We start from the raw sequence: 26,809 nt of genomic DNA, 5'->3' as shown, positions 1-26,809 counted from the left end.
AGGGCTGCCGATCCTGAGCCAATCAACATCCAGACATGTCCGGGTCCGAAAAGGGCCCGTTCTGTCTTTTGGAGCCACTCATGAACCTTCGTAATATTGCCATTATCGCACACGTTGACCATGGCAAAACCACCCTCATTGACGTTCTTTTGAAGCAGTCCGGCGCGTTCCGCGACAATCAGCGCACCGAAGAGCGCATGATGGACTCCAATGACATCGAACGTGAACGCGGCATCACCATCTTGGCGAAAGTCACCTCGCTGGTCTGGAAAGACACCCGCATCAACATCGTCGACACCCCGGGCCACGCCGATTTCGGCGGCGAGGTCGAGCGTATCCTGCACATGGTAGATGGCGTGATCCTGCTGGTCGACGCCGCCGAAGGCCCGATGCCGCAGACCAAGTTCGTGCTTGGCAAGGCGCTGAAGCTCGGCCTCAAGCCGATCGTCGCCATCAACAAGATCGACAAACCGGAACAGCGCGCCGACGAAGTGCTCGACGAGGTCTTCGATCTGTTTGCCGCCCTGGACGCCAATGAAGACCAGCTGGACTTCCCGGTGCTCTACGGTTCCGCCAAGCAGGAATGGATGGCGCTGGAGCCGGATGGACCGCAGGCAGGCATGGATCCGCTGTTCGACATGGTCGTCGACAAGGTGTCTCCGCCGCAAGCTGAACCGGGCGAGTTCAAGATGCTGGCAACCACCATTGAATCCGATCCGTTCCTGGGCCGCATCCTGACCGGCCGCGTCGTTTCCGGCACTGCTCTGCCGAACATGCCGCTGAAAGCCCTCAACCGCGACGGTGCCGTTGTTGAAAACGGCCGTGTCTCGAAGATCCTCGCCTTCCGTGGCCTGGAACGTCAGCCGATTGAAAAAGGCGAATCCGGCGATATCGTCGCGATTGCCGGCATGACCAAGGCGACCGTTGCCGACACACTGTGCTCGCCGGCCATCACCGAGCCGCTGCAGGCCCAGCCGATCGATCCGCCGACCCTGTCCATGACCTTCCGCGTCAATGACAGCCCGCTTGCCGGCACCGAAGGCTCCAAGGTCCAGTCCCGCGTCATCCGCGAGCGTCTGATGAAGGAAGCCGAGGGCAACGTTGCCCTGAAAGTGGAAGAAACCGACGAGCCGGACGCCTTTGTCGTCGCCGGCCGCGGCGAATTGCTGCTGGCGATCCTGATCGAAAACATGCGCCGTGAAGGCTTCGAGCTCGGCGTCGGCCGTCCGCGCGTCGTCTTCCAGTATGACGAGGCCGGCAACCGTCTGGAGCCGATCGAGGAAGTCATCATCGACGTCGATGAGGAACATTCCGGCGTGGTCGTTCAAAAACTGCAGGAACGCAAGGCCGATCTCCTGGAGATGAAACCCTCTGGCGGCGACCGCACCCGGCTGGTCTTCCATGCCCCGACCCGCGGCCTGATCGGCTACCAGGCCGAGCTGATGTCCGACACGCGCGGCACCGCAATCTTCAACCGCCTGTTCCACGGCTACGAGCCCTACAAGGGCCCGATCCAGGGCCGCCACACCGGCGTGCTCCTCAGCAACGGCACCGGCGAAGCCGTTGCCTATGCCCTGTTCAACCTGGAAGACCGCGGTCCGATGATGATCGACCCGGGCACCAAGGTCTATCCGGGCATGATCATCGGCGAGCACACCCGCGGCAACGACCTGGAAGTCAACGTCCTGAAGGGCAAGCAGCTGACCAACATCCGCTCCGCCGGCAAGGACGACGCGGTCAAGCTGACCACGCCGAAGAAGCTGACCCTGGAAGCCGCGCTCTCCTACATTGCCGACGACGAGCTGGTCGAAGTGACCCCGAGCTCCATCCGGCTTCGCAAGGCAGAACTGGATCCGCATGCCCGCAAGCGCGCCGAACGCGCGGCCAACAAGGAAAGCGCGTAAGTCTCAGGACTTGCCGAAATGAACAGAAGCCCGGGGCAGCGCCCCGGGCTTTTTCTTTTGGGAAGATTCCCAAACCCGCGCCCTTAGAAGATAGCAAGTATCTCGGATTTCAGAATTTATTCGAAGACGCCAATCAGACCGGACGAACTTTGTTCATCATCAGTCGGCGGGCCATATTTATTAGGGCCTTTTGTCGGAGCAACACTCATTAGAAACGCAAAAACAGCAAAACTTAACACGGTAATCGTTCCAAAAAACACCAGAACACCAATGACATTTCCACTTCCTAAAAGTGGTGGCAAGAGGGGCAGCAGAAGGAAACCTAAATATGGAAGTAAACAAAGGAACATGTATTTCGACGATTTGTTCCAATCATGCAATCTCCGGATTGCAACATTTTTCGAGGCAGATGTAGTCCCGATGCTCACAACACCACCTAGGACCATAGAAATGATAGGAAGTTCGTGTTCATCCCGAACGTTCCAAGTATAGCCTGAAACTAGCTCAACAAAACATATCAGCAGAACCAGTAGGATCAGAACTGACACGCACAAAAAGAACGACCAGAATTCACGACGGCTCGCCCGCCCTTTCGAGTCGAAGTGCTTTTCCCACAAGCAGGTAACGAAATAATTCCATACTGTTTTGCCCGTATTGACACCCATCATTTCCGCCTGAAACAAACCTCAAAATATAGATAACCAACTTATTCCATGACCTCCATATTCCGGCAAGACACGGGTGTCCAACAATGGGCTCAATTCCCCTGCCGCAATCCCATTGCCAAGAACAGCCGGTTGCTTGGATCAATTTGTCAAACCACCCACCAACTTTGAAATGCCATCCCTGTTGCCGCAGCGGGAACAAACTAGAATTCGGCTCAATACCGTGACAGGCGGATTGCGTTCTTTTAGCAATCGTCCAAGCAGGAAACCGACACGATGAAACGCTTCGCTCTCGCCATTGCCCTGGCAACCGGCCTTGCCACGTCTGCCGCTGCCGACACGTTCGGTCCGCTGGTGGACGCGGAGACGCTTGCCGCCGCGCTCGACAGCGAGATGCCGATCCTGCTCGACATTCGCAATGCCGGCTACGAGGACGGTCATGCGGAAGGGGCACTGTTTGCCCCCTATCGCATGTTCCGCGGCCCGGACCAGAACCCGGGCGCCCTCTTCGACATCGAGAAGCTGGAAGCCGAGTTGGAAGAGCTCGGCCTGGAACAGGACGTGCCGATCGTTATCCTGTCAGAAGGCAAGACCGATACCGATTTCGGGTCTGCCGCGCGCGTTTACTGGACCCTCAAATCCACTGGCTTTGAAGACCTTTCGATCCTCAATGGCGGTCTCTCCGCCTGGAAGGCGGCCGGCCTGCCGGTGAGCACGGCGACGGAATCCGCCTTTCCGAGCGAACTCGACCTGACCCTCGACACCACCTGGCTGGCGACCACCGCCGACATCGCCGCCGTTGTGGCAGGCGAAGCCAATGCCCTGCTCGTGGATGCCCGTCCGGCAGAGTTCTACACCGGCAAGGAAGCGCACGAAGCCGCCGCCCGCCCTGGCACCCTGCCGAGCGCGATCAACTACGCCTATACCGCCTTCTTCAAGGACGGCTCCCCGGCGATGTCGACGGCTATTGATGCGGACGCGCTCAAGACGTCTCTCGGCGTCGAGGACGGCAAGCCGACGGTCTCCTTCTGCAACACCGGTCACTGGGCCGCCAGCCACTGGTTCGCGGTCTCCGAACTCGCCGGTGTGAAAGACGCCAAGCTCTATGCCGGCTCGATGGTCGAATATTCCCAGTCCGGCAACGAAATGGCCAACACGCCGGCCGTCAACTGACGGCAGCCTTAGACAATCGCAACGAGAAAAGCCCGGGCATGTCCCGGGCTTTTTCCTTTCTCCCCCTCCCTCGTCATCTTCTCCCTCCTCCGTCGTCATCCCGGACGAAGCGCAAGCGAAGATCCGGGATCGGCGAGCCGAGGTGGTCGATGACAGGTCATTGGCTCCCCGGTCCCGGTTCGCGCTGCGCTTGACCGGGATGACGATGGAGGGGATCTTCGGACCAGCTATTGAGTTTTTCTCCCCATCGTCAAAACGTCTCACTTGCCTGTGTGCACTGCGATAGGCTTAATTCCTACAAACACGACCCGGGGAGGCATCGGTGAGCAAGACCAATCGCGGCAATTATTTCGAGGATTTCAAAGTCGGCCAGGTGATCCGGCACGCGACGCCGCGCACGGTGACCAGCGGCGACCAGGCCCTTTACACTGCGCTCTACGGCTCCCGCTTCGCCGTGCAGTCCTCCGATGCCTTTGCCCGCGCGCTCGGCTATTCCCACGCGCCGGTCGACGATCTCCTGACCTTCCACATCGTCTTCGGTAAGACCGTGCCGGATATCTCGCTGAATGCCGTCGCCAATCTGGGTTATGCCGGCGGGCGTTTTCTCGCACCGGTCTTTCCCGGAGACACGATCTCGACCGTTTCCGAAGTGATCGGCCTGAAGGAGAATTCCAACGGCCGCACCGGCGTCGTCTATGTGCGCTCGACGGGCTACACCCAGAACGGCACCGAGGTGCTGGACTATGTGCGCTGGGTGATGGTCAACAAGCGGATCGTCGCCAATGCCGCGCCGGAGCCAGTCATTCCTGAACTGCCCGCGGCCCTCGACCCGCAGTCGCTCGGCATGGCCGTGCCGCTGCTCGACACCGCCAACTGGGACAATGACCTGGCCGGTTCCGAATATCGCTTCGCCGATTATGAAATCGGCGAGAAGATCGATCATGTCGACGGCATGACCGTTGAGGAAGCCGAGCACCAGCTGGCGACCCGGCTTTACCAGAACACCGCCAAGGTCCATTTCAACCACCACACCGAAGCCCATAACCGCTTCGGCCACCGGCTGGTCTATGGCGGTCACGTCATTTCGATTGCAAGGGCGCTGTCCTTCAACGGCCTCGCCAACGCCTTCCACATTGCCGGTATCAATGCCGGCCGTCATGTCGCGCCGCTCGCCGCCGGCAACACGGTTTATGCCTGGTCGGAGGTCCTGGACAAGGCCGATATCGACGGCCGCTCCGATGTCGGCGCCCTGCGCCTGCGCCTGGTCGCTACCAAGGACCGGCCCTGCCACGATTTCCCCGGCCTCGACCACGAACACAACTACCTGCCGGAAGTGCTGCTCGATTTCGATTATTGGGCGCTGATGCCGAAATAGGGTTTCGACCTCACCGCATGAACAGGTGTCACCCCAGGTGCGCGAAGCAAGACCCGGGGCCCACTCGTTTGCAGAGAATCTGTTGGGGATGCTGAGGTGGCCAGTCCAAACACCTGCTGCTTCAGCAAGCGGGTCAGCGAGGAGCCCCCGGATCTGCGCTGCGCTTGTCCGGGGTGACACTCAAGGCAAATAGGCTTCGGAAACCAGCCCCTATTCCGGCTTGGCCGCGGGCACCGCTTCGGTGGCGATCGGGCCGACGCCGGCGCCTTCATCCGAGGCCTTGGCGCCGAACGGCACCCAGCGCTTGAAGAAACTGCCGACGGAGCTGCCGCCACCCGACTGCTCTTGCGCCGCATAGGCATTCTCGACTGCGGCTCCGGGCCGCTTGATGGCTCCTGGCGCAGCATCCGCCGTCTGCTGCGGCTGTTCCACGGGGGCTTCAGGTGCTGCCGGGGCCGCCGCGGCGGTCGCGGTTTCCGTGGCGGGGGTCTCTTCCTCGCCGCCGCCGAGCACCTCGGCCAGGGCGTTGGAACGCTCGTCCCAGCGTTTCTGGCGCTCTTCGCGGGCGTCGAGACGGCTTGCAAGCTGCTGGTATTTTTCGTTGTCCCGTTTCTGCTTGGCCGCGATCACGGAAGCGATCCGCGGATTGACCTGATAATCGGGGCATTTGCCGCTGGCGCGGAAAGGCACGCCTTCCACCAGCGGCACGGCGTCGAAGACGTATTTCTTCTCGCAAACCGAAATGTTCGGCGGCGTCTTGGTGACCTCGAAATGGTCGTAGCCGGTTTTCAGCATCTGCCAGTATTCCAAATGCGGGCTGTTGCGGTGCCGCGCCATGTTTTCAGGCGTCATCTGGAACGGAAAGGCCTGGACCTGGAACGATCGCTGGCCGCCCTTGAAGCTGTCGCGCGCCAGCGAATAGATGTCCTGGACCTGTTCGTCGGTCATGGCATAGCAGCCGCGCGAGGAACAGGCGCCATGTACCATCAGATGCGAGCCGGTCCGGCCATGGGCGCGGTCATAGGTGTTCGGATAGCCGAGATTAAAGGCCAGATGATAGCTCGAGTTCGGGTTCATCAGCGCCGGCGTGATTTCATAGAAACCCTCGGGTGCCTGCCGGTCGCCTTCCTTGAATTTCGGACCCAGCTTGCCCGACCATTTGCAGATCTCGTAATCTTCCAGAAGCTTGAACTTGCCGTCCTTGGCCTGTTTCCAGACTTCAAGCTTGGAATCTTCCTTGAAGATCCGGATCATGATCGGCGAGGTCAGGCTCATGTTCAGATCGCTCATCTTGCGCTTGAGCGACGCGCTGACCGGCAGATTGGCTTTGTTGGGGCTCGCGCTGAATTCGTCGCCCTGACAGCCTGCCAGAAACCCCGCCACGAGCAGGGCCGCGCCGATACGAACGGTGGAGCGGCCGCGCGGCAGGTTCCGCATACGGACTGTTGGCGAGGCAAAGAGACGCCCAAAGACCATGCTACTATCCCGAACTGAACGAAATCCGGCGCGGTTCCGGAGCATTTCCGGCGTCCCTGCCTGGATTTTCCAAGTCTACGCCCCCGCGGGCAAGGCTAGGGGGTGATGGTTGACGATAAGTTACTGAACCCGGATTGCCCCTGCGACCCACATTCTGGTGATAGGAACAAAAAATATCCAGCCCGGACCTCAAAGCCATCCCACCTTCGCCTGAATGACGGCAAATTCTGGCCACAGAATGGCAAAAGGGCCGCCCCAGGGCAGCCCTCGCCGGAATTGGACCGAATTTTCTTCAAGTTCGACCGATATCAGCTCAGCGACCGGCCGATTGCGATGAATTTATCGCGGCGCTGCTTGCGGATCTCGTCCGGCGACAGGCCGACGAGACCCTTCAAGGCGTTTTCGATTTCCTTGCCGGCATTGTCGATGACGATCTCGCGCGCGCGGTGCGCGCCACCGATCGGCTCATCGATGATGCCGTCGATCACGCCGAGCTGCTTCAGGTCCTGGGCAGTGATCTTCAGGGCGGTTGCCGCATCCTGCGCCTTGGCGCTGTCGCGCCACAGGATCGACGCGGCGCCTTCCGGCGAAATCACCGAATAGATGGCATGTTCCATCATCAGGACCTTGTTGGCGGTCGCGATTGCGATGGCGCCGCCAGAGCCGCCTTCGCCGATCACAACGGCGACGGACGGCGTGCCGAGCCCGAGGCCAACATCGGTGGAGCGGGCGATTGCTTCCGACTGGCCGCGCTCTTCCGCGCCGCGGCCCGGATAGGCACCGGACGTATCGACAAAGCTGATCAGGGGCAGGCCGAAGCGTTCCGCCATCTCCATGATGCGCACGGCCTTGCGGTAACCTTCCGGCCGGACCATGCCGAAATTGTGCTTGAGGCGAGTTTCCGTGTCATGGCCCTTTTCCTGGGCGAGCACGGCCACCGACTGGCCGCGGAACCGTCCGATGCCGGCGATCAGCGCGGCGTCCTCGGCAAATTTGCGGTCGCCAGCCAACGGCGTGAAATCCTCGATCAGGCCGGAAATATACGCGACCGCGTGCGGCCGGTCCGGATGACGTGCCACCAGTGTCTTCTGCCAGGGCGTCAGCTTGGTGTAGAGATCCTGCAGGGTCTGCGAGGACTTTGCCTTCAGCCGGTCGATCTCGCCGTCCACATTGACGGCTTCCCCGTCCTCGCCGGCCAGCGCCCGCAATTCCTGGATCTTGCCTTCAATATCCGCAACGGGCTTTTCGAAGTCCAAATAGCTGTGCATGTACTCGGTTACCTGAAACAAGCCGGCGCCGCCTCGCGAATGGCGGCGGCCCCGGAAATTCTGTCAAGAGGCATACAGATGCCTGGATGCATACGTGGAGGGCTGTAACAAGAGACGCAAGTGGGCGCAAGTCTCGCCATCTGCGCCGCAGCGATAATGATCGCGCCTTTTCGCGTCAAAATCTCAATCCGCTGACGCGCTGTCGCTGCCCGCGCCGCTGATATTGAGTTTGGTGGCCTCGACCACAAGGCGGCCGTTCTTGGTATCGATCGAAATCCGGTAGGGAATGAGGACATTGTCCCGGCCCAACGGCGCGATCCACACTTCCATATTGGCCCGGGCCATGTATTTGACCGATTCCTTGGACGGGCGGTGCCCGGCGACCGGAACCCAGCGCGCCTTGCAGACAACCACCGGACCGTCATAGCCGTGGCCGGAGACTTCCTTGGTGCCCTGGTAGCTCAGTTTGATGTCGAACCGGGTCCAACCGTCAAACACCGGCAGTTTGCGCGAACAGGCCTTGGGGCCCAGGCTGTCCTTGGCGCGGCCGACCGGCATCAGGGCCGCGCTGAGCGGATCGATCGCGTTGCGGGTATGCCGGCTCGTGATCTTGATCCGTTCCTTGTTGGGCTTGAACTGGGGCGCGACTTCAGCTGAGCGGATATTGCCCGAGCCCTGACTCAGATTGACATAGAAATCGAGATTGGCGGCATGAGAGGCCATGCGGTACTTGGACGGCACCACCCGGGAGCCGACCAGCCAGCCGGACGCTTCCGCGCCGCCCTTGCCAGTGGAGAAGAGGGTGCCGATGCCGGCCGGTTCCAGCCCGACCTTGGCGGAATAAGCATTGCCCTGCATCACCAGGGAGAGGGTGCCCTGACCGACCTTGAAGCCGGCGATCGAGATGCTGTAAAGGCCGCCGACGCTGCTCTTTTTGGCTTCCGCCGGAGTGACCAGCAGTGCTGCGGCAAGCATTGGCAAGGCGACAAGGCGCCCGAGAGACGTCAAACCAAACACTTTCAAAACCTCCGCCCTGCCTGAAAGGCAGCGAATTGCGCCCCCGCGCTCACAGTGTTCCGTGCCGGAAACCTTAGCATGAATCCCTGTCGCAGAACGACATCAATCATTCTAAATTATGGTAACCCACTGGTTAACAATCGGCAGTTTTGCGAATTAAAACACAGAATCGCGGCAAAGCGGCGGATCTGTCTTGACGTTGGCGCGCGGTGCCATTATAGCGGGGCAACTTTTTCCGAGAAATGCCGGAGACGATGTCGCCGGGCCTCAGGTCCGCGCCGGTTCCGGTTTGGACTTGCTGGGTTCCTGTAACGGCCCAGCCGCGAAAACAAAAGGTGATATCATGGCACGCCGTTGCGAACTCTCCGGCAAAGATGTGATGACGGGCAACAACGTCTCTCACGCGAACAACAGATCCCGCCGCCGGTTCCTGCCGAACCTGTGCAACGTTTCGCTGATCAGCGACACGCTGGGCGAGACCTTCAAGCTGAAAGTCAGCGCCCACGCCCTGCGCTCCGTCGAGCACCGTGGCGGCCTGGACGCCTACCTGATGAAGGCAAGCGACGACCAGCTGTCCGACGCTGCCCGCAAGATCAAGGTCAGCGTCAAGCGCAAGCAGGCTGAAGCCGCTGCCGCTTAACCCTTAAAGGGTCAGGACATGACAGACACCCGGAGCTTTTCCGTGGCCAATTTCGCCATCGCGATCTTCGCGATGGCGATTGTCGTTGCGGCCTCGAATTTCCTCGTTCAGTTTCCGGTCCAGCACGTCATCGGCGGCGTCAACCTGGCCGACACGCTGACCTGGGGCGCGTTCACCTATCCGATCGCCTTCCTGGTCACCGACCTGACCAATCGCCGCTTCGGTCCGAATGCTGCGCGCAAGGTGGTCATCAGCGGTTTTGTGGTCGCGATTGTCGTGCCGATGATTTTCTGGTCCTTCAACGAGGCCTTCACCACCCCGCGCATCCTGATCGCTTCCGGCACGGCCTTTCTGGTCGCCCAGTTGCTGGACGTGACCATTTTCGACCGCCTGCGCCGCCAGACCTGGTGGAAAGCCCCGATCACCTCGTCCCTGATCGGTTCGGTGATCGACACCATCCTGTTCTTCGGCATCGCCTTCTCGGCAAGCTTCGCCTTCATAGACGGCCTGTTCGGCATGAAAGACGGCTCGCTCGCCTTCCCGGTGCCGTTCCTGGGCATGGCCCAGGACACCGAGGTGCTTCTCTGGGTCTCCCTCGCCGTCGGCGACTTCCTGGTGAAGATGCTGGTCGCGATCGCCCTGCTCGCCCCCTACCGGATCGTGCTGGGCCTGTTTCAGGCAAACCCGGACAGCCGGACCGCCTGAGGCGCACCAGAAATTGTCCAAAACCTATCCGTCATCATCCCGGCCAAGCGTCAGCGCTGAGCCGGGATCGGGGAGCCCGAAGTCTTGTTTCTGTAAATGAACAGCAACCGAGAGGCCCGTGCCTCCCCGGTCCCGGATCTTCGCTACGCTGCGTCCGGGAAGACGAAATCAAGTTTTCAGGCAAAACCAAGCTTGGCTTCAGCGCCTCGCCTCACTCCTCCAGCCTAAACCTCAAGAACAGCGTCCGCTGAAGGATCGAGCGGTTGTCGTCGGAGACGAGTGTCAGGATAGTGTCGCCTGTTTCGCTCTGGTGCACGGCGAGCCCTTCCATGTTGTCGATCTGGGTGTTGAAATCGGCTTCCAGCAACAGCTCGCCCTCGATGAGGGCATCGGCCTTGAGCTCCGCCGCAGAAATGCGGCGCAGGCGCATGCCGATCAGGTCGCGCAGATTGAACCGCCGCTCCATCACCAGCAGATCACCGTTCGGCAGGAACGCCGCGTCCGTCGCATCGAAGCGGTCGTGACGGCGGAGCGTGAAGCGCTCGGTTCCGCCCGGACCAAGAACAAAGCCCGTGAGGTCGTGCAGATCGCTTGGGGCGGATTCGGCGATGGCGATCAGATTGCCCGAAAAAGGACTGTCTTCAGGCGCCGCCGCCAGGGATTCCAGCCCGGCATTGCGCGGCAGGGCGCGGATATCCTCCGGCAGGGCGACCTCGCCGATCATCCGTTCGTGCCCGGTCGTGAGCGGCCAGGGATAATGGTAGACGGCGTTGCGGGTCTCGGCAGTGACATAAAGGCCGGAGCCGTCCAGCGTCAGCGCTTCCGTATCATGTCCCCAGCGGGCGTTGAGCGTCTTGCCGTCTGCGCCCAGAAGCGGCGCGAACCGCACATCAGAGAGATCAAGCGGTTTTCCGTCAGCGGTCTGTTCAACCCGACCGACGACCCAGTGCCCATTGTCGGTCACCGCAAGAATGCCTTCGCCGCGGTCGAGGGAGATCAGTCCGGAGAGACCGCCGACCTTGCGGTCGGAGGCCAGGATTTCCAGACCTCCCAGAAAGGTGAGCTTGCCAAAGCGGGTTTCGTCCTGGCCGATATGAAAGGTCTCGATCGGCTTGGTCCGGGTCCTGACGGCCTCGCCCTCCGCGAGCAGCTCCAGGGCTACCGCCGGCAGGATGAGACATGACATCAGAGCCGCCCCACCGGCTGCGAGCAGCCAGTTGCTGAAACCGGAGCGGGACCCTGGTGCCGTCATGACTGGGCTCCGGCCGCCTAGCGGCGACCGCCCCGGCGCCGTCCGGCGCGTGTGGAAAAGGCGTCGCTGACCTCGTCATCGAAGAGGTTTGCCAGCTGGTCTGTCATGGCGCCCGCCAGTTCCTCCGCATCGACAATGGTGACGGCGCGGCGATAATAGCGGGTGACGTCGTGACCGATGCCGATGGCGATCAGTTCGACCGGAGACCGGGTCTCGATTTCCTCGATGACGTAGCGCAGATGCCGCTCCAGATAGTTGCCCGGGTTGACCGACAGCGTGGTGTCGTCCACCGGTGCGCCGTCTGAGATCATCATCAGGATGCGGCGCTGTTCCGGCCGCGCCAACAGGCGGTCATGGGCCCACAGCAGCGCTTCGCCGTCGATATTCTCTTTCAGCAGCCCCTCGCGCATCATCAGGCCGAGATTGCGCCGGGCCCGCCGCCAGGGCGCGTCCGCGGACTTGTAGATGATGTGACGCAGGTCGTTCAGCCGGCCCGGTGTCGGCGGCTTGCCGGCCCCGATCCAGCTCTCGCGCGACTGGCCGCCCTTCCAGGCCTTGGTCGTGAAGCCGAGGATCTCGACCTTGACGCCGCAACGCTCCAATGTGCGCGCCAGAATATCGGCGCAGGTGGCGGCGACCGTGATCGGCCTTCCGCGCATGGAGCCGGAATTGTCCAGAAGCAGCGTGACCACCGTGTCGCGGAAATTGGTGTCGCGCTCCTGCTTGAAGGCAAGCGGCGACATCGGATCGGTGACCGCGCGGGTCAGGCGCGCCGTGTCGAGCAGCCCTTCCTCGAGATCGAAGTCCCAAGCGCGGTTCTGCTGCGCCATCAGCTTGCGCTGCAGGCGGTTGGCAAGGCGGGCGACAGCCCCCTGCAAATGGGTCAGCTGCTTGTCCAGGAAACCGCGCAGCCGGTCCAGTTCGGCGGTGTCGCAAAGTTCCTCGGCCGTCACCGTCTCGTCGAACTGGTGCGTGAAGACGCGGTAGTCGCTTTCCGGACGGTTGGAGAAGGGCGTATCGGGCCGGTTGCTTTCGCCCGGCTCCTCGGTGTCCTCCGCCATGTCCTGGTCGGCGAAGTCCTCCATGTCGGCCTCGGCGGCTTCCGTATCGCCTGAGTCCTGTTCCTCGCCGGAGAGCTCCATTTCCTGCGGCGAGGCTTCCTGCTCGCCGCTGTCCTCTTCGCTGTCGTCGCCGGCTTCCGCCTCGTCGTTGTTGCCCTCGTCCTCGTTCTGGTCGGGGTCCATGTCCTCGTCGTGATCGCCGAGCTCATCGGCCATGTCGAGGGATTTCAGGACGTCTCGCAGGCGCGAGGCGAAGGTGTTCTGATCCTCGACTTCGGCTTCCAGCCGGTCGAGATCGGAGCCGGCCTTGTCCTCGATCCAGCCGCGCCACATGTCGACCAGCTTTGTCGCGCTTTCTGGCGGCTTGGCACCGGTCAGGCGCTCACGCACCATCAGCGACAGGGCATCCTGGAGCGGGGCTTCCTCGCGGCTGGAAATGTCCGGCGCGCCGGACTTTCGGAACTTGTCGTCGAGCATGGTGGCAAGGTTTTCGGCCACACCCTTCATGCGCCGGGCGCCGACGGCCTCGCAACGGGCCTGCTCGACCGCCTCGAAAATCGCACGAGCATCCGGGCCTTGCGGCATGTTCTTGGCATGCACGGCCTTGTCGTGGCAGGCGATGCGCAGGGCCATGGAATCCGACAGGCCGCGCGTGACCGCGATGTCGCGCGCGTTCACCTTGCGCGGTGGTTCGGGCAGGCGCGCCGACATTCCGGAAATGCCGGGCCGGTCACCGGAGAAGATGACCTCCAGCTCCGGCTCGCCGGAAATCGCCCGCATAGTGCCACTCACCGACTGCTTGAACGGTTCGGTGCTCGGCGCGGGCTTGTTGCCCGGAAGCGTGTTGTGACCCGGACGCGGTGCCATGCAGACCTCAGCTCATGACGACGTTGACGGAGGATTCCGGCAGATCTTCGCCGAAGCAGCGCTGGTAGAATTCCGCCACCAGGGACTGTTCCATGTCGTCGCACTTGTTGAGGAAGGTCAGGCGGAAGGCAAAGCCGACATCGCCGAAGATTTCCGCGTTTTCCGCCCAGGTGATCACGGTCCGCGGGCTCATCACGGTCGACAGGTCGCCGTTGATGAAGGCATTCCGGGTCATGTCAGCGAGACGCACCATCTTGGAAACGGTGTTGCGGCCCTCGTCCGTCTGGAAATGCTTGGCCTTCGACAGGACGATATCGACCTCGTTGTCATGCGGCAGGTAGTTCAGCGTCGTGACGATCGACCAGCGGTCCATCTGGGCCTGGTTGATCTGCTGGGTGCCGTGATAAAGACCGGACGTGTCGCCGAGGCCGACCGTGTTGGCAGTCGCGAACAGGCGGAAGGCGGCGTGCGGACGGATGACGCGGCTCTGGTCGAGCAGGGTCAGGCGGCCGGAAGATTCCAGAATCCGCTGGATCACGAACATCACGTCCGGGCGGCCGGCGTCATATTCGTCGAACACCAGCGCGACGTTGTGCTGGTAGGCCCAGGGCAGGATGCCGTCCTTGAATTCGGTGACCTGCTGGCCGTCGCGGATGACGATCGCGTCCTTGCCGACGAGGTCAATACGGGAGATGTGGCTGTCCAGGTTGACGCGGATACAGGGCCAGTTGAGACGCGCGGCGACCTGCTCGATATGCGTCGATTTGCCCGTGCCGTGATAGCCGGTCACCATCACGCGGCGGTTATGGGCAAAGCCTGCCAGGATCGCGAGCGTGGTCGCCCGGTCGAACAGATAATCCTCATCGCGCTCGGGCACATGCTCGGACGGGGCGGAGAATGCCGGCACCTTGAGGTCGGACTTGAAGCCGAAAACCTCTTCTACAGAAACTTCAGTGTCCGGCATGGCCATGGCCGCAGTCGTCGTCTCAGTCATCAGTCCTCCGCTGTCCCGGGAGCCGGGAAGGGTCAATTGGGGAAAGCCGGCAGGGCTGCAGGCTTAAAGGAAACCGGCTTTTTTCAGGACGTTATAGGCCTGAATGATTTCCCGCAGGCGGTCTTCGGAAGACCTGTCACCGCCATTGGCATCCGGATGGTTCAGCTTTACCAGCTCCTTATAGCGCGCTTTGATCTCCGCGCCACGGGCCGTGTAGGGGAGATTGAGCACATCCAGGGAGCGTTTTTCAAGCGTTAGTAGCTTTCTTTGCCGCGGACGGCGCACCTGATCCGCGCGCCGTTGCGCATTTGCACGCATACCGGCGCGGGGATCGTAGCCGTCCGGCCCGTCGGCCGCCTGCTTGTTGACACCCATTTTCCAGGTCGGCCGGTGGCCGGTCAGGCTGTCTTTCTGGTAGGTGCGCACGTCGTCGTCGCCCATACCGGTGAAATAATTGTAGGACTTGTTGTATTCGCGGACATGGTCGACGCAGAAATTGAAATACTGGCCTTCCCGGTCTCGTCCTTTCGGCGCCCGGTGCATGCCCGGCCGGTTGCAGCCCGGATGCTCGCAGACAGGATGACGGCCCTCTTCGGCCCGTTCCTTGTCCGGCTTGACCCGGATACCGTCAAAGAGTTTTGAGTCCAGTTTCATGAGGCAGAATATCGAAGTCCGTCGGCGCGCGGGCAAGCCGCGCGAGGTTGCATTGTCGAGGTATCCAAAGCTAATTTCCCGTCAACGGCAAAGGACCGGCCCGGGAAATGAACAGCCCGCGACTTTATCAGCCGGGGCCGCCGCAGCAAAGACTTGAACTTCGAAATCCGCACCTCTACGTGAATAGCATGAGCACCAGACAGACCATCACCGACAAGCTCACGGCCGCCTTTCAGCCGTCCTTTCTCAACGTCATCGACGAATCGGAGAACCATCGCGGCCATGGCGGCTGGCGCGAGGGCGGCGAGACACATTTCCGGGTCCAGATCGCCGCTGCCGCCTTTGAGGGTCAGTCACGGGTCGCCCGCCACCGGGCGATCAACGAGGTACTGGCGGACGAACTCGCCGGCGGTGTCCACGCCCTCGCCCTCGAAATCCGTGCCGACAGCGACCCCGATCCGCGAGCTGCAAGAGCTGGCGCATAAGCGCGGGCTGTAAACTGCTTTAGACTAGGGTCAGGACCCATGAATCCAGCCTGGACCAAGCTTCTGTTCGTGGAAATCAAACGACTGTTGATCGTGCTAATGATCAGCATGATTGTCTCAGCATTGTTGATTTATTCGGGAATAAAGGGACTAGCATATGTCATCAGCATCAAGCCTGATGATATCCAGTCCATCGTCGAGACGAACATTGCCGAAGACGCACGCTTGCGTCTTGTGTACAAGACCACCTCATTTACTTGTGCTCTTGTGATTTACGAATTGGAGGGCGCGAATGACGGCCCTATCCAATTCAGGGAACGGACCCCCCCGCTGCTTCGGTTTCCGGCTCCGACATATCAACCTGGTATCGCACCGCGAATGTCGCGTCATTCGTAGAGTGGATCGGACGCGATTCCGAGGCTCTGGTAGCTCACAACCTGCTTGCAGGGCGCAACTGCGCTTCAGAAGATGAATCGCGTCTTGCGAGCTACAGGCAAGCAATCTACGAGGACGGCGACCTGGTAGTCGGCGCAAACAAGAGCTTCTCGGAATTGATTCTCTATGACATGAAACAAGGCTTGGTATTTCATGTTCTGAGAGGCCGCTGATCCGGTCGGCACACTCCAGTTTTGGAACCTGATTTTCATTTCCTTGAAACCCCCACCCCTAACCCCTCCCCACAAGGGGGAGGGGAATTCTGCAGAATTCGCCGCGTACCTTGAATTTCAAAAACTGTCTGAAGCCAACGACTTAAGCCTCAAGGCATGGCCTAGTCCCCCTCCCCCTTGTGGGGAGGGGTTAGGGGTGGGGGTTCAGAAAAAAGAACGCCTTTCAGCCAAACGCTCCCGCTCAGCCGCCCGCCTTCACCGCACCGGAGTCACTTGGTGGCGCTACCGGTGCCGTCGGGGCCTTGACGCCCGGGATCTGGCCGAGCGGCATGATCCGGAGCCGGGTGATGCGGTTCTTTTCCCGGCGCAGCACCGTGAAGCGGAAACCGTGGAAGGTGAAGATCTGGCGTTCTTCCGGGATCATGCGCGCTTCGTGAATGACGAGGCCGGCGATGGTGGTCGCCTCGTCGTCCGGCAGGCTCCAGTCGGCGGCCCGGTTGAGGTCGCGGATCGGCACGGAGCCGTCGACAATCACCGATCCGTCCGCCTGCGGCCGAAGGCCTTCGAGTTCGACATCGTGTTCGTCGGCAATCTCGCCGACAATTTCTTCCAGAATATCTTCCAGCGTCACCAGGCCCATCACCTCGCCATATTCGTCAACGACGAGCGCGAAATGGGATTTGTGGCGCAAAAACGCGTTCAGCTGGTCCTGCAGGCTGGTGGTGTCGGGCACGAACCAGGCCGGCGCGGCAATGTCCAGTATGTTGATCCTGGCCGCGTCGCCCCCCGCCGCATGCAGCGCGCGCAAGAGATCCTTGGCATGTAGTACGCCGACGAAATTGTCGCTTTCCCCGCGCCACAGAGGCAGGCGGGTATAGGGCGAGGCCAGCGCCGCGTTGACCAGCTTGCCCGGATCGTCATCCGCGTTCAGCGCCACCATGTTGGTGCGGTGAACCATGACATCGGAGACTTCCAGCTCGGCAAGGTCGAGCAGGCCGCCGAGGCGGTCGCGTTCGCCTTTTTCCAGACCGCCTTCGATATGCTGAAGATCAACCGCGCCGCGCAGCTCGTCATGCGCGGACAGGATCGAGGCGTCGTCGCCGACGGTGACGCCGACCATCTTCAGGATCGCACGCACGATCCATTCGACGCCAATCACCACCGGGCCGAACACGGCGACAACCACGCGCACGATCGGCGAGACCGTGACGGCAAAGCGTTCCGGATTGGAAATCGCCCAGGTCTTCGGCAGCACTTCGGCAAAGATCAGCACCAGCGCGGTCATCACCAGGGTGGCAAGCGCAACACCGGCCTCGCCGAACAGCGTCAGAAAGACGGTCGTCGCCAGCGCCGACGCCAGAATGTTGACCAGGTTGTTGCCGAGCAGAAGTGCGCCGATCAGCCGTTCCCGGTTGGAAATGAGCGCCATGGCCACGCGGGCGCGCCAGTCTCCGGTCTTTTCCAGCTGGTGCATGCGCGCGCGCGATGCCGCGGTCAGCGCCGTTTCCGAGCCGGAAAAGAAGCCGGACAGGAACAGGAGCACGAAGATGGCGGCAATCGCCAGCCAGAGAGCCGTTTCCGTCATGCCTCGAGTTTCTCCTTCAGGAACTCCGAAACAACCGCCGGGTCGACGCCCTTTTCGACAAAGGCTTCGCCGATGCCCCGGGTCAGGATGAAGGTGAGCGCGCCGCGGCTGACCTTCTTGTCCTGCGCGATGATGTCCATGAATGTTTCCACGGGCGGCAGCTGGCCGGGAATGGCCTGAACGGTCACCGGCAAACCGACGTCGCTCAGGTGCTTGTGCACGCGGGCCACCGTCTCGGCATCGATCAGGCCGAGCCGCTCGGAAAACTCATGAGCCAGCATCATGCCGATCGAAACGCCCTCGCCGTGCACCAGCCGTTCGGTTTCATAGGATACGGCGGATTCCAGCGCGTGGCCGAAAGTATGGCCGAGATTGAGCAGGGCCCTCCGGCCGCTTTCCAGTTCATCCGCGGCGACCACATCGGCCTTGGCCTGGCACGAGCGGGCAACCGCCTCGTCGCGCTCGGGACCGCCTTCGAACACCGCCTGCCAATTGTCTTCCAGCCAGGCAAAGAAATCCGCATCGCCGAGCAGGCCGTATTTTGCAACTTCCGCATAGCCGGCCCGGAATTCGCGCGGCGACAAGGTATCGAGCACGGCGGTGTCCGCCAGCACCAGCGCGGGCTGATGGAACGCCCCGATCAAGTTCTTGCCGTGCCGGGAATTAATGCCGGTCTTGCCGCCGACGGAACTGTCCACCTGCGCCAAAAGGCTGGTCGGCACCTGGACAAAAGCCATGCCGCGCCGGACCGAGGCGGCGACAAAGCCGGTCAGGTCGCCGACAACACCGCCGCCCAGGGCGACAACCGCGTCGCCGCGTTCCAGGCGGGCCGCCAGAACCTCGTCGCACAGGCGCTCGAACTGGCTGAAACATTTGGTGCTTTCGCCGGCCGGCACCTTGATCACCGTGTGGCCGAGACCGGCGGCAGCAAGGCTTTCGGAAAAAGCGCTGAGATGCAGGCCGGCGACGGTTTCGTCAACAACCACGGCCAACCGCGCGCCGGGCAGCACCGCCGCGATTTCCGATCCCGCGCTTTCCAGAAGGCCGCGCCCGATGCGGATGTCGTAGCTGCGGGCTCCCAGATCCACCCGGACCAATTTTTCGTCCCGGCCCATCAGGGCTCGGGCAACCACCGTGTCTGCCATTCTGTCACGCCACTCGAAATCAAGAATAAGATGTCTGCGAGGCCGTCTCGTCCTCGCGATCGAAGAGATGATCCGCCAGGGTGACGACAATCTCGTCGACCACCGCCTCATGCGGCACCTCCCGGGAAACCACCGTCAGGGCTGCCTTGGCATAGACCGGTTCGCGGGTCGCCATCAGCTTACGCATGGTGCCTTCCGGATCCGGGTTCTGCAAAAGCGGCCGGGTCGACCGGCGGCGCACCCGCGCCATCACCGTATCGAAATCCGCCTTCAGCCAGATAGAGAGGCCCCGTTCGGCGATCTCCGCACGTGTCGCCTCGCTCATGAAAGCGCCACCACCTGTCGCCAGAACCTGCGGCCCCTCGCGCAGCAGCCGGGCAATGACCCGTTCCTCGCCGCTGCGGAAATAGGTCTCGCCGTGTTCGGCGAAGATCTCGGCGACCGTCATGTTGGCGGCCCGCTCGATTTCGGTATCGGCGTCGACGAATTCAAGACCGAGCCGTTGCGCCAGGCGCTTGCCGACTGTGGACTTGCCGCAGCCCATGATGCCGACCAGAACGATGGATCGCTGCCCCAGGGCGCGGACCAGGCGGGCCAGATCGACGGATTTCGCGTTCATGCCTGCGGCGCCTCCATCCGGGGGCCGCGTGTTATCGTTTTGTCTCATGGCGGCGTTTTAGCATATTCGGCAAAAAAGACACGGGGGAAGTCCGGCTTCAAGCCCCGGGCTTTGTCTTGCATCCCCTCTGGCCTGTTGAAACAATCGCCTATCCGATTCGCTCTGGGAGACATCCGACGTGCCCACCCTGACCCGCCTGCTCTTCGTGCTGCTGCTCCTGGGCGCGCTCGGCTATGGCGCGGTCTATTCGCTGGCGACCTTTGTCGACCCGCGCGAGCGCGAGATCGAGGTGCGCGTGAAGAAGGACGGCTTCGGCCGGTAGGCGATGGCAACCGGCTTCGACCTTGAAAACTTCCTGGAGATGCTCGCCGCCGAGCGCGGCGCGGCTGAAAACACGCTTGCCGGATATCGCCGCGACCTGGAGGACTTTTCAGGATTTCTCGGCCGCAAGAAACTGGCCAGCGCCGCAACCGAAGATCTCTCCGCCTATCTCGGCGACCTGAACCGGCGCGGTTTCGCCGAAACCTCACAGGCGCGAAGACTGTCGGCCCTGAAGCAGTTCTACAAGTTCCTTTATGCGGAAGGGACCAGGGAGGACGATCCGACACGAACGCTTTCCGCCCCGAAGAAACGTGCCAGCCTGCCGAAGGTCCTTTCGATGGAGGATGTCGACCGCCTGATCGAAACGGCTAGATCAGCAACGCAAGTAGCGCATAAGAGCGCCGCCGCCCGCCTGCGCGCCCAGAGGATGTACACGCTGATCGAGGTGCTCTATGCCACCGGTCTTCGCGTTTCAGAACTGGTCGCTCTACCGGTTACCGCGGCGCTGCGCGACGCGCGCCTGATCGAGATCCGGGGCAAGGGTGGCAAGGAGCGGCTGGTGCCCCTGTCGCCACCCGCGCAGGCGGCCATGAAGGACTATGTCGGTTTGCGCAGTGCCGAAGGCGCCCATGAAAACAGCCCCTGGCTGTTTCCGTCCCATGGCGGCAGCGGTCACCTCACCCGCCAGCATTTCGGCCGCGACCTGAAGGACCTGGCGATTGCCGCCGGCCTGGACGCCGGCAAGATCTCACCGCATGTCCTGCGCCATGCCTTCGCTTCGCATTTGTTGCAGAACGGTGCCGATCTCAGGGTGGTGCAGCAGCTTCTGGGACACGCGGATATCTCGACGACGCAGATCTACACCCATGTGCTGGATGAGCGTCTGCGCGAGCTGGTGGAAAGCGCTCATCCACTGGCCAGGAAGTAATCCGCTAGATCTATTGCACCGCAACAACTCTCCCCCTAAACTCCGCTGCCTAATTTTACAGCACCGGACGCCTCTTCATGCTGCAACGCGCCAGCAACTTCAAAACGCTGACATCGCACTTCCGTTGGTCATTGCCTGAAACCTACAACATGGCCGCAGCCGTCAGCGACGCCTGGGCCAGGCACACCCCTGACCGCCTGGCGATCCGGCAGGTGCTGGCCGACGGCGGCCGCCGCGACTGGAGCCATCTGGAGCTTAACCGGGCGGCCAACCGTTTCGCCAATGCCCTCAAGGCCCAGGGCATTCAGCGCGGTGACCGGGTTGCGCTGCTGTTGCCACAGATCCCCGAAACCGCGATCGCCCATCTGGCCGCCTATAAGATCGGCGCCGTTGCCGTCCCGCTCGCCGCCCTGTTCGGTCTGGATGCCCTGAGCTACCGGCTGACCGATTCCGGCGCGAGAGCCCTGGTGACGGACACGGCGGGCCTTGCCAAGCTCTCCGAGATCCGAGACGGCCTGCCCGGCTTGGAGCTGGTCGTTTCCGTGGACGGGCCGGAAACCGGCGTGTTGGCCTTCGACGCGCTGCTCGCCAAGGCTTCGGACCGGTTCGACACGCTGGCGACGGCACCTGACGATCCGGCGCTGATGATCTACACCTCCGGCACCACCGGCCAGCCAAAGGGCGTGCTCCATGGCCACCGGGTGCTGCTCGGGCACATGCCCGGCATCGAACTGTCTCAGAATTTCCTCGGCCAGGAGGGCGATCTGCTCTGGACCCCGGCCGACTGGGCCTGGGCGGGCGGACTTCTGAACGCTCTGTTCCCGGCTCTCAGCCTTGGCGTGCCGGTGCTTTCATTTGCGGCCCGGAAATTCGACCCGGAATACGCCTTCCGCCTTCTGGAAACCGAGGGCGTCCGCAACGCCTTCATTCCGCCGACGGCACTGAAAATGCTGCGCACGGTCGACACTCCGGGCAAACGCTTCAATCTGAACTGGCGCAGCGTCGGCTCGGCTGGCGAAGCGCTCGGCAAGGAGACCTATGACTGGTTCCGGGAGGAATTCGGCTTCCCGGTGAACGAGTTCTACGGCCAGACCGAATGCAACGCCGTGCTTGGCTCTGCGGCCGAGCTTGGCGTCAGCCGGGCGGGCGCCATCGGCAAAGCCACGCCGGGTCATGAGGTTGCGATCATCGACGACGACGGCAATCCGCTGCCGGCCGAAACCCTCGGCCAGATCGCCATTCGCCGGCCCGACCCGGTGATGTTCCTGCAATATTGGAACAAGCCGGAGGCAACCCGTGAGAAATTCATCGGCGACTGGATGATCACAGGCGACCAGGGGCTGATGGACGAGGACGGATATGTGCATTTCATCGGCCGCGACGATGACATCATCACATCCGCCAGCTACCGCATCGGCCCCGGCGAGATCGAGGATTGCCTTATCAAACACCCCGCTGTTGCGCTGGCGGCGGCCATCGGCAAGCCGGATCCGCTGCGCACCGAAATCGTCAAGGCCTTCATCGTGCTGAAATCCGGCGAGCAGGGCGGCGCGGAGCTGGAGGACAACATCCGGCGCTTTGTCCGCGACCGCCTGTCGGCCCATGAATATCCCCGCGAAATCGAATTCGTCGATGGGCTACCCATGACCACCACCGGCAAGATCATCCGGCGGAAATTGCGCGAGCGCGAAGAAGTCTGAACACGTTCAGCCGTTTAGCCGCCGCTTGACCGCTCTGGCGACGCGGCGCAGGCGTCGCTCCAGCTTCACATCCGCCTTGCACAGCTTCTGTTTCAATCCGCCCAGGCGTCCTTGCGCAAAGAGAAGGGTTCCCGTTTCCAGCCGCCCGCGCCAGAGAGGCTCGATCATCGTGTGGCCGGGGATCGCCAGCGAATCCGCGCCCTTGAAACCAGGCGAAGCCAGATTGATCTTCAGCGCCTGAAGCGCGATCTGAGCTCCCGGTGAATAGCGGGCAAAATCCTCGTCAAAGGCGATTTTCCAGGAATAGACCCTGCCGCCGTCAAGAAACAGCACCAGCGCGGCCACAAGGGTGTTTCCGGCCCAGAGCTGATCGATACGCACACCTTCGGTGGCCGCCCGCTGTTCGACGGCCAATCGGGCAAAGGCCGCCGTTTCCGGCAGACTCAACAGCGCCGTGCCGGAGCGTCCCTTCCAGCCCGCCGCTTCCAGATGCAGGAACGCCTCGAATCCCTGGAGCGCGTCCGAGCCGCTGAGGCTGGCGAACCGCACCTTGCCGTGATCGCCCAGGCGGCGCATGAGCCGCCGCATTTCCTTGCGCCGCTTGCCGCTGTCGGCCTCGGCCAACTGGGCCTTGCCCTTTGCCCCGGAACCATGGCTCGCGCGCTCCGCGCGGGCAAACACGACCGTTTTGTGCGGCACCGCCGCCTTCAGGCGGGCCGCGGTTTTGGAATGCAGCGGCAAATAGGGAATGGCAAACAGACCGCCCGGATGCGCACCGGCTTCCAGGAAGGCACGTACCGCCTCGTCCGAGGCCTCCGGATGCAGGAGCGGCGTTCCGAGCGGCGCGTACTCCGTCGCCCAGGTTGCGTTGGCCGGCAGCACCAGACCCGGCCGGGTCCGCCCGACCGGGGCCGCAAGCAACCAGCGGCCGCTGCCGCGTTCGCGCGTGACCAGCAAGCGGACGGAAGCCGGGCCCATATGGTCCAGATAGGGGCGCAGGAAATCCGGTCCGAAAAAAGGATTGGGATCGAGCGCTTCGAGCCCGATTGCCCGCCACGCCTCCATCGGCACGTCTGCGCCGAGCGGATCGAGAAATACGATGTCATGGACGTCGGAACGGGGCGAATCAACGGTCAACAGGTCGGTTCCTGGAGGTCAAAAGCAATGGCAGAACAAATGTTGTGATATTGAGCTTGCGTTTTGCGGCCGTGGCAAGGGCGGTGGCTTCGAAAAGAATGGCGATGCTGGTCGCAACGGCCGCGCCCGCCAGACCAAAGGGCGGGATCAGGATCAGATTGAAAACAACATTGAGCAAGAAAGTGCCCGCATAAATGCCGGCGCAGGTGTTCTGGTGGCCGGTCATGGTCAGAAGGGCGTCTGCGGGCCCCACCGAGGCGCGCGCCAGCACCCCGACCATCAAAAGCGCGATCAAGGCATAGCCCTCTTCGAACCCGGAGCCGAACAGGCGCAGCAACAGCGGCGCGATCAACAGCAGACCGGCACCGGCGGCCAGGGACGGCCAGAAGGTCCAGTGCGTGGCTTGGGCGACATAGCTGGCAAGGCCGTGGTGATCCCGGTTGTGCGTATAGCTGGAGAACCGGTGCGCGGAGGCCGCGCGCACGGCGAAATAGACAAAATGCACCAGGGCCAGTGTTCGCGATGCCGCGAAATAGACCGCAACCTGGTCCGGATCCTGAAAAAAGCTGACCATGATGACATCGGCGCTGGTGATCAGCTGCAAGAATCCGTCCACCATCAGCATCGGCATGGAGACGATCAACCAGGCTTTCAGCTCAACCCGGCGGGGTCCGGTGGGCACTTGCGGCGCCAGACGCCGGCGCAGCCGAAGATACTGATAGCCCGCCACCAGGACGGTGGCGGCAACCGCAACGACCGCCGTGGTCAAGGCATCCGCCGTCAGCCCCGCCAGCAGGACCGCCGCCAGCAGCAGAAGCAGGATCGCCAGGGGCCGCCAGATATAGGTCGGCAGCATGGCAAGGAAGGTCCAGTCATGACTGCGGGCAACCCCGTCCTGAACCAGACCAAAGGCGAAAAACGGCAGCGCCAGCAAAACCACCATCAGCGGCTGGACATAGTTGGGATCGATGACCGGCCTCAGCAGATAGGTCAGGCCGATCCCGGCAACCGCGACGGCGGAGCCCATGAAGAACGCGACCTGGCCACTGGCGCGCAGGAACCCGCGCAAACCGTCAAGATCACCAGCTTGCCGGTATTGCGGAATGAACCGGTTGGCTGACGAGGAAAAGCCGCCGCAGGCCATCACGCCAAGCACGATCACGAAGGTCCAGGCGACGGAGTAGATGCCGTAGTCATGCGCCCCCATGAGCCGGGCGAGCACGATCTGGGACAAATAGGCAAGCGCCGCCCCGGCAATCCTGACGGCGAAGGTTGCCACGGCCATGCGCCCCGCCGCCTGGCCGTCACCGCCGTTCCCGCGCAGAAAGTCGGAGATCTGGTCGCCCCCTTTCCCCAAAACCCGAGGCAAGGCGGCGTCCTGCAAACGCTTCGTCCAGGAGTTGGCGGAAAATCGCACTGAGGGGTCCCTTGTGAATTCTATTCCGTATTTGTGACATGAGGGACTTAATATTCTATGGCAATCAATCGCTCACGTATGGTTCCGTTTCACAGATACGTGAAAAGCTTAGCCGGTGGCCAGAAGTTTGCTGTCATCCGGGATTTCGTATCTCCAGCGACAACCGCGCTTGACAGGCCTGAGCGAATCCAGCAAACATCAGAACAAATAGAGAACAAATTCTTCTTTTAACCTTTCGACCGGTCCGCCAAACCGCCGGTCCCAGACGATTGCATTGCGGATGTTGAGGGCTGCCTCCCCTTCTATCCGCAAATTGGTCCGGTCCCTGCTCCCGCCGCCATCCGCAGGGACCGGACGATTTTTTAGTCCAGGCCTGGCTTGATCTTGCTGAACAGCGACGGTTGATTGTGAACCCGCGCAAGCAGAAGCCCGCCCTCAAGCTGGGCCAGCACTGCGAGGCTCCGGTCCTCGATCTCCTGACGGGTTCTTCTCTGGCCCCAATCCGTTTTTTCAAGACTGTCCGTCAGCCAGGCGGCCGTTCGATTGAAGAAGGCGCGTGCCTCTGCAGCCAGCTCTTCCGGCAACCCGGCGGACTCCGCGGCCAGCACACCGCACAGACACATCCGGCCATCTTCGCCCAGCGCCGCCGCAAACGCCTGCCGGATCCTGTCCAGAACATCGGCCGCATCTGCAGGCACGCCTTGGTCCCGTCCCAGCTTCTCCAGGAACCTGTCGGCATAACGGCGGGCAACCTTGACTCCGAGATCCGTTTTGGCCGGGAAATAATAGTGCACGCTGGAGCTTTTCACGCCGACTTCCGCCGCAATCTCGCGAAAGCTGAAGCCGTTGTAGCCGCTCTCGCGGATCATGCGTTCGGCCAGGTCGAGAATTCTGGTTTCGGTCTCTGCGGATTTCCGGCTCATCGGCACCTCGTTTTCTATCGACTGATAGATAGGCCTTGACATCGGAATTCACAATCCCAATCTTGGGTCCGTTGTAATTTACCTATCGATAGATAGATAAAACATGGAGACCAGACATGACGGACAAGATCGCATTCCTTCTGGGCGGAACCTCGGGCATGGGCCTCGCCACCGCGCACCGGCTCGCCGCCAAGGGCATTCCCCTGATCCTGACGGGCCGCAGCAGCGCCAAGCTGGAAGGCGCCAAACGGAACCTGGAGGCCCGTCACGGCGTTTCCGTCGACACCTGGCAGGCGGATATCACCGATCCCGATGCGGTGGCGGGTCTTGTGCGCCGGATCGATGGCCTCGACCGGCCGATCGGTTATCTGGTCAATGCCGCCGGTGCGTTCAGCCCGAAGGCGTTCTTGGACCACACGGTGGAAGACTACGACCTCTACCACGCCTATAACCGCGGCACGTTTCTGGTCACCCAGGCGGTCGCGCGGAACATGGCCGGGACCGGCGGCGGCGCCATTGTCAATCTGGGGTCCATGTGGGCACATCAGGCAGTCAAGGCCACGCCCTCTTCCGCCTATTCCATGGCAAAAGCCGGACTGCATGCACTGACCCAGCACCTGGCGATGGAACTGGGCGACAAGGCCATCCGGGTCAATGCCGTCGCACCTGCAGTGGTCGAAACTCCGATCTACGGCGCGTTCATTCCGCAGGACCAGATCGCCTCGACATTGAAAGAAGGGTTCAACGCCTTCCACCCGATCGGCCGCATCGGCACGGCGGACGATGTTGCGGCAGCCGTTGACTTCCTGCTGTCGGAAGACGCCGGCTGGGTCACCGGTGCCATTTGGGACGTCGACGGCGGCGTCATGGCCGGACGGAACTAGTTGACC

At 62.1% G+C, this 26,809-nt stretch carries 24 protein-coding genes; 10 read left to right on the top strand and 14 right to left on the bottom strand.

The features are described 5' to 3' along the window. Window positions 1–80 precede the first annotated feature (80 nt). Window positions 81–1,904 (top strand): translational GTPase TypA, encoded by a 1,824-nt coding sequence (gene typA / locus M0H32_RS09530; protein WP_248153346.1) that lies wholly within the window; start codon window positions 81–83, stop codon window positions 1,902–1,904. A gap of 116 nt (window positions 1,905–2,020) precedes the next feature. Here typA and M0H32_RS09525 read toward each other — a convergent pair whose 3' ends face one another. After that, window positions 2,021–2,569 carry a DUF805 domain-containing protein gene (locus M0H32_RS09525; protein ID WP_248153345.1) on the bottom strand — a complete coding sequence of 183 codons (549 nt, stop codon included), beginning with the start codon at window positions 2,567–2,569 and terminating at the stop codon, window positions 2,021–2,023. Between the two features lie 276 nt (window positions 2,570–2,845). Here M0H32_RS09525 and M0H32_RS09520 point away from each other — a divergent pair, with 276 nt between their 5' ends. Continuing rightward, window positions 2,846–3,742 carry a sulfurtransferase gene (locus M0H32_RS09520; protein ID WP_248153344.1) on the top strand — a complete coding sequence of 299 codons (897 nt, stop codon included), beginning with the start codon at window positions 2,846–2,848 and terminating at the stop codon, window positions 3,740–3,742. 322 nt (window positions 3,743–4,064) lie between these two features. Further along, window positions 4,065–5,117 (top strand): MaoC family dehydratase, encoded by a 1,053-nt coding sequence (locus M0H32_RS09515; RefSeq protein WP_248153343.1) that lies wholly within the window; start codon window positions 4,065–4,067, stop codon window positions 5,115–5,117. 210 nt (window positions 5,118–5,327) lie between these two features. On the opposite strand, the gene M0H32_RS09510 is transcribed toward M0H32_RS09515, so the two are convergent. The 3 genes from M0H32_RS09510 to M0H32_RS09500 form a co-directional block, all read right to left on the bottom strand. After that, window positions 5,328–6,593, bottom strand: coding sequence for a L,D-transpeptidase family protein (locus M0H32_RS09510; protein ID WP_248153342.1), 1,266 nt, complete (start codon window positions 6,591–6,593; stop codon window positions 5,328–5,330). A 308-nt stretch (window positions 6,594–6,901) separates the two neighbouring features. Then, window positions 6,902–7,861 carry an acetyl-CoA carboxylase carboxyltransferase subunit alpha gene (locus M0H32_RS09505; protein ID WP_248153341.1) on the bottom strand — a complete coding sequence of 320 codons (960 nt, stop codon included), beginning with the start codon at window positions 7,859–7,861 and terminating at the stop codon, window positions 6,902–6,904. 183 nt (window positions 7,862–8,044) lie between these two features. Next, window positions 8,045–8,878 (bottom strand): DUF3108 domain-containing protein, encoded by an 834-nt coding sequence (locus M0H32_RS09500; RefSeq protein WP_248153340.1) that lies wholly within the window; start codon window positions 8,876–8,878, stop codon window positions 8,045–8,047. A 343-nt stretch (window positions 8,879–9,221) separates the two neighbouring features. On the opposite strand from M0H32_RS09500, the gene rpmB reads away from it, so the two are divergent. Both rpmB and M0H32_RS09490 read left to right on the top strand, forming a co-directional pair. Then, window positions 9,222–9,518, top strand: coding sequence for a 50S ribosomal protein L28 (gene rpmB / locus M0H32_RS09495; RefSeq protein WP_248153339.1), 297 nt, complete (start codon window positions 9,222–9,224; stop codon window positions 9,516–9,518). Window positions 9,519–9,536: 18 nt separating this feature from the next. Then, the gene (locus M0H32_RS09490; protein ID WP_248153338.1) at window positions 9,537–10,223 is read left to right on the top strand and encodes a queuosine precursor transporter; all 687 of its coding nucleotides are present in this window, start codon (window positions 9,537–9,539) and stop codon (window positions 10,221–10,223) included. 211 nt (window positions 10,224–10,434) lie between these two features. Here the strand turns inward: M0H32_RS09490 and M0H32_RS09485 are convergent, their stop codons facing one another. The 4 genes from M0H32_RS09485 to M0H32_RS09470 all read right to left on the bottom strand — a co-directional run bounded on the left by M0H32_RS09485 (window position 10,435) and on the right by M0H32_RS09470 (window position 15,051). Further along, on the bottom strand, window positions 10,435–11,475 hold the full coding sequence (locus tag M0H32_RS09485; protein ID WP_248153337.1) for an esterase-like activity of phytase family protein: 1,041 nt from the start codon (window positions 11,473–11,475) through the stop codon (window positions 10,435–10,437). A gap of 17 nt (window positions 11,476–11,492) precedes the next feature. Then, window positions 11,493–13,403 (bottom strand): cobaltochelatase subunit CobT, encoded by a 1,911-nt coding sequence (gene cobT / locus M0H32_RS09480; RefSeq protein WP_248153336.1) that lies wholly within the window; start codon window positions 13,401–13,403, stop codon window positions 11,493–11,495. A gap of 7 nt (window positions 13,404–13,410) precedes the next feature. Next, a complete protein-coding gene (gene cobS / locus M0H32_RS09475) occupies window positions 13,411–14,397 on the bottom strand; it encodes a cobaltochelatase subunit CobS (RefSeq protein WP_248153335.1) in 987 nt (328 codons plus the stop codon). A gap of 63 nt (window positions 14,398–14,460) precedes the next feature. Next, a complete protein-coding gene (locus M0H32_RS09470) occupies window positions 14,461–15,051 on the bottom strand; it encodes a DnaJ domain-containing protein (protein WP_248153334.1) in 591 nt (196 codons plus the stop codon). A 188-nt stretch (window positions 15,052–15,239) separates the two neighbouring features. Between M0H32_RS09470 and M0H32_RS09465 the strand changes: the two genes are divergently transcribed. Then, window positions 15,240–15,536, top strand: a complete 297-nt coding sequence (locus M0H32_RS09465; protein WP_248153333.1) for a BolA family protein — start codon at window positions 15,240–15,242, stop codon at window positions 15,534–15,536. Between the two features lie 849 nt (window positions 15,537–16,385). On the opposite strand, the gene M0H32_RS09460 is transcribed toward M0H32_RS09465, so the two are convergent. The 3 genes from M0H32_RS09460 to M0H32_RS09450 are packed head-to-tail and all read right to left on the bottom strand — an operon-like array spanning window position 16,386 to window position 19,493. After that, window positions 16,386–17,729 (bottom strand): HlyC/CorC family transporter, encoded by a 1,344-nt coding sequence (locus M0H32_RS09460; RefSeq protein WP_248153332.1) that lies wholly within the window; start codon window positions 17,727–17,729, stop codon window positions 16,386–16,388. Continuing rightward, window positions 17,726–18,844 carry a 3-dehydroquinate synthase gene (gene aroB / locus M0H32_RS09455; RefSeq protein ID WP_248153550.1) on the bottom strand — a complete coding sequence of 373 codons (1,119 nt, stop codon included), beginning with the start codon at window positions 18,842–18,844 and terminating at the stop codon, window positions 17,726–17,728. The genes M0H32_RS09460 and aroB overlap by 4 nt, the downstream gene beginning before the upstream one ends. Window positions 18,845–18,893: 49 nt before the next feature. Next, window positions 18,894–19,493 (bottom strand): shikimate kinase, encoded by a 600-nt coding sequence (locus M0H32_RS09450; protein WP_248153331.1) that lies wholly within the window; start codon window positions 19,491–19,493, stop codon window positions 18,894–18,896. A gap of 178 nt (window positions 19,494–19,671) precedes the next feature. Between M0H32_RS09450 and M0H32_RS09445 the strand changes: the two genes are divergently transcribed. From M0H32_RS09445 to M0H32_RS09435, 3 genes are all read left to right on the top strand, one after another. Next, a complete protein-coding gene (locus tag M0H32_RS09445; RefSeq protein ID WP_248153330.1) occupies window positions 19,672–19,815 on the top strand; it encodes a hypothetical protein in 144 nt (47 codons plus the stop codon). Window positions 19,816–19,818: 3 nt separating this feature from the next. Further along, entirely contained in the window at window positions 19,819–20,742 is a 924-nt protein-coding gene (xerD, locus tag M0H32_RS09440) for a site-specific tyrosine recombinase XerD (RefSeq protein ID WP_248153329.1), read from the top strand. A gap of 77 nt (window positions 20,743–20,819) precedes the next feature. Next, entirely contained in the window at window positions 20,820–22,442 is a 1,623-nt protein-coding gene (locus M0H32_RS09435; protein ID WP_248153328.1) for an AMP-binding protein, read from the top strand. 6 nt (window positions 22,443–22,448) lie between these two features. Here M0H32_RS09435 and M0H32_RS09430 read toward each other — a convergent pair whose 3' ends face one another. The 3 genes from M0H32_RS09430 to M0H32_RS09420 all read right to left on the bottom strand — a co-directional run bounded on the left by M0H32_RS09430 (window position 22,449) and on the right by M0H32_RS09420 (window position 25,919). Beyond that, complete coding sequence (locus M0H32_RS09430; RefSeq protein WP_248153327.1) at window positions 22,449–23,579, bottom strand: GNAT family N-acetyltransferase; 1,131 nt, start codon at window positions 23,577–23,579, stop codon at window positions 22,449–22,451. Further along, on the bottom strand, window positions 23,569–24,948 hold the full coding sequence (locus M0H32_RS09425) for a lipopolysaccharide biosynthesis protein (protein ID WP_248153326.1): 1,380 nt from the start codon (window positions 24,946–24,948) through the stop codon (window positions 23,569–23,571). The genes M0H32_RS09430 and M0H32_RS09425 overlap by 11 nt, the downstream gene beginning before the upstream one ends. Before the next feature lie 410 nt (window positions 24,949–25,358). Further along, on the bottom strand, window positions 25,359–25,919 hold the full coding sequence (locus tag M0H32_RS09420) for a TetR/AcrR family transcriptional regulator (RefSeq protein ID WP_248153325.1): 561 nt from the start codon (window positions 25,917–25,919) through the stop codon (window positions 25,359–25,361). Window positions 25,920–26,035: 116 nt separating this feature from the next. Between M0H32_RS09420 and M0H32_RS09415 the strand changes: the two genes are divergently transcribed. Continuing rightward, complete coding sequence (locus M0H32_RS09415; RefSeq protein ID WP_248153324.1) at window positions 26,036–26,803, top strand: SDR family NAD(P)-dependent oxidoreductase; 768 nt, start codon at window positions 26,036–26,038, stop codon at window positions 26,801–26,803. The last annotated feature ends 6 nt before the right edge of the window (window positions 26,804–26,809 follow it).

It is taken from the genome of Roseibium sediminicola (assembly GCF_023156505.1).
Taxonomy (GTDB): Bacteria; Pseudomonadota; Alphaproteobacteria; order Rhizobiales; family Stappiaceae; genus Roseibium; species Roseibium sediminicola.
Note: the sequence above shows the minus strand (reverse complement) of the source record. Positions and strands in the feature narration are given on the sequence as shown.

What these genes read in the sequence shown, in the direction of transcription:
- M0H32_RS09485 (WP_248153337.1), bottom strand. Translation starts at nt 11,475, where the DNA reads ATGACGGCACCAGGGTCCCGCTCCGGTTTCAGCAACTGGCTGCTCGCA.
- M0H32_RS09460 (WP_248153332.1), bottom strand. Translation starts at nt 17,729, where the DNA reads ATGACGGAAACGGCTCTCTGGCTGGCGATTGCCGCCATCTTCGTGCTC.
- M0H32_RS09510 (WP_248153342.1), bottom strand. Translation starts at nt 6,593, where the DNA reads ATGGTCTTTGGGCGTCTCTTTGCCTCGCCAACAGTCCGTATGCGGAAC.
- M0H32_RS09465 (WP_248153333.1), top strand. Translation starts at nt 15,240, where the DNA reads ATGAGCACCAGACAGACCATCACCGACAAGCTCACGGCCGCCTTTCAG.
- M0H32_RS09415 (WP_248153324.1), top strand. Translation starts at nt 26,036, where the DNA reads ATGACGGACAAGATCGCATTCCTTCTGGGCGGAACCTCGGGCATGGGC.
- aroB (WP_248153550.1), bottom strand. Translation starts at nt 18,844, where the DNA reads ATGGGCCGGGACGAAAAATTGGTCCGGGTGGATCTGGGAGCCCGCAGC.
- cobS (WP_248153335.1), bottom strand. Translation starts at nt 14,397, where the DNA reads ATGACTGAGACGACGACTGCGGCCATGGCCATGCCGGACACTGAAGTT.
- M0H32_RS09450 (WP_248153331.1), bottom strand. Translation starts at nt 19,493, where the DNA reads ATGAACGCGAAATCCGTCGATCTGGCCCGCCTGGTCCGCGCCCTGGGG.
- cobT (WP_248153336.1), bottom strand. Translation starts at nt 13,403, where the DNA reads ATGGCACCGCGTCCGGGTCACAACACGCTTCCGGGCAACAAGCCCGCG.
- M0H32_RS09505 (WP_248153341.1), bottom strand. Translation starts at nt 7,861, where the DNA reads ATGCACAGCTATTTGGACTTCGAAAAGCCCGTTGCGGATATTGAAGGC.
- M0H32_RS09525 (WP_248153345.1), bottom strand. Translation starts at nt 2,569, where the DNA reads ATGGGTGTCAATACGGGCAAAACAGTATGGAATTATTTCGTTACCTGC.
- xerD (WP_248153329.1), top strand. Translation starts at nt 19,819, where the DNA reads ATGGCAACCGGCTTCGACCTTGAAAACTTCCTGGAGATGCTCGCCGCC.
- M0H32_RS09470 (WP_248153334.1), bottom strand. Translation starts at nt 15,051, where the DNA reads ATGAAACTGGACTCAAAACTCTTTGACGGTATCCGGGTCAAGCCGGAC.
- M0H32_RS09490 (WP_248153338.1), top strand. Translation starts at nt 9,537, where the DNA reads ATGACAGACACCCGGAGCTTTTCCGTGGCCAATTTCGCCATCGCGATC.
- M0H32_RS09520 (WP_248153344.1), top strand. Translation starts at nt 2,846, where the DNA reads ATGAAACGCTTCGCTCTCGCCATTGCCCTGGCAACCGGCCTTGCCACG.
- rpmB (WP_248153339.1), top strand. Translation starts at nt 9,222, where the DNA reads ATGGCACGCCGTTGCGAACTCTCCGGCAAAGATGTGATGACGGGCAAC.
- M0H32_RS09435 (WP_248153328.1), top strand. Translation starts at nt 20,820, where the DNA reads ATGCTGCAACGCGCCAGCAACTTCAAAACGCTGACATCGCACTTCCGT.
- M0H32_RS09420 (WP_248153325.1), bottom strand. Translation starts at nt 25,919, where the DNA reads ATGAGCCGGAAATCCGCAGAGACCGAAACCAGAATTCTCGACCTGGCC.
- typA (WP_248153346.1), top strand. Translation starts at nt 81, where the DNA reads ATGAACCTTCGTAATATTGCCATTATCGCACACGTTGACCATGGCAAA.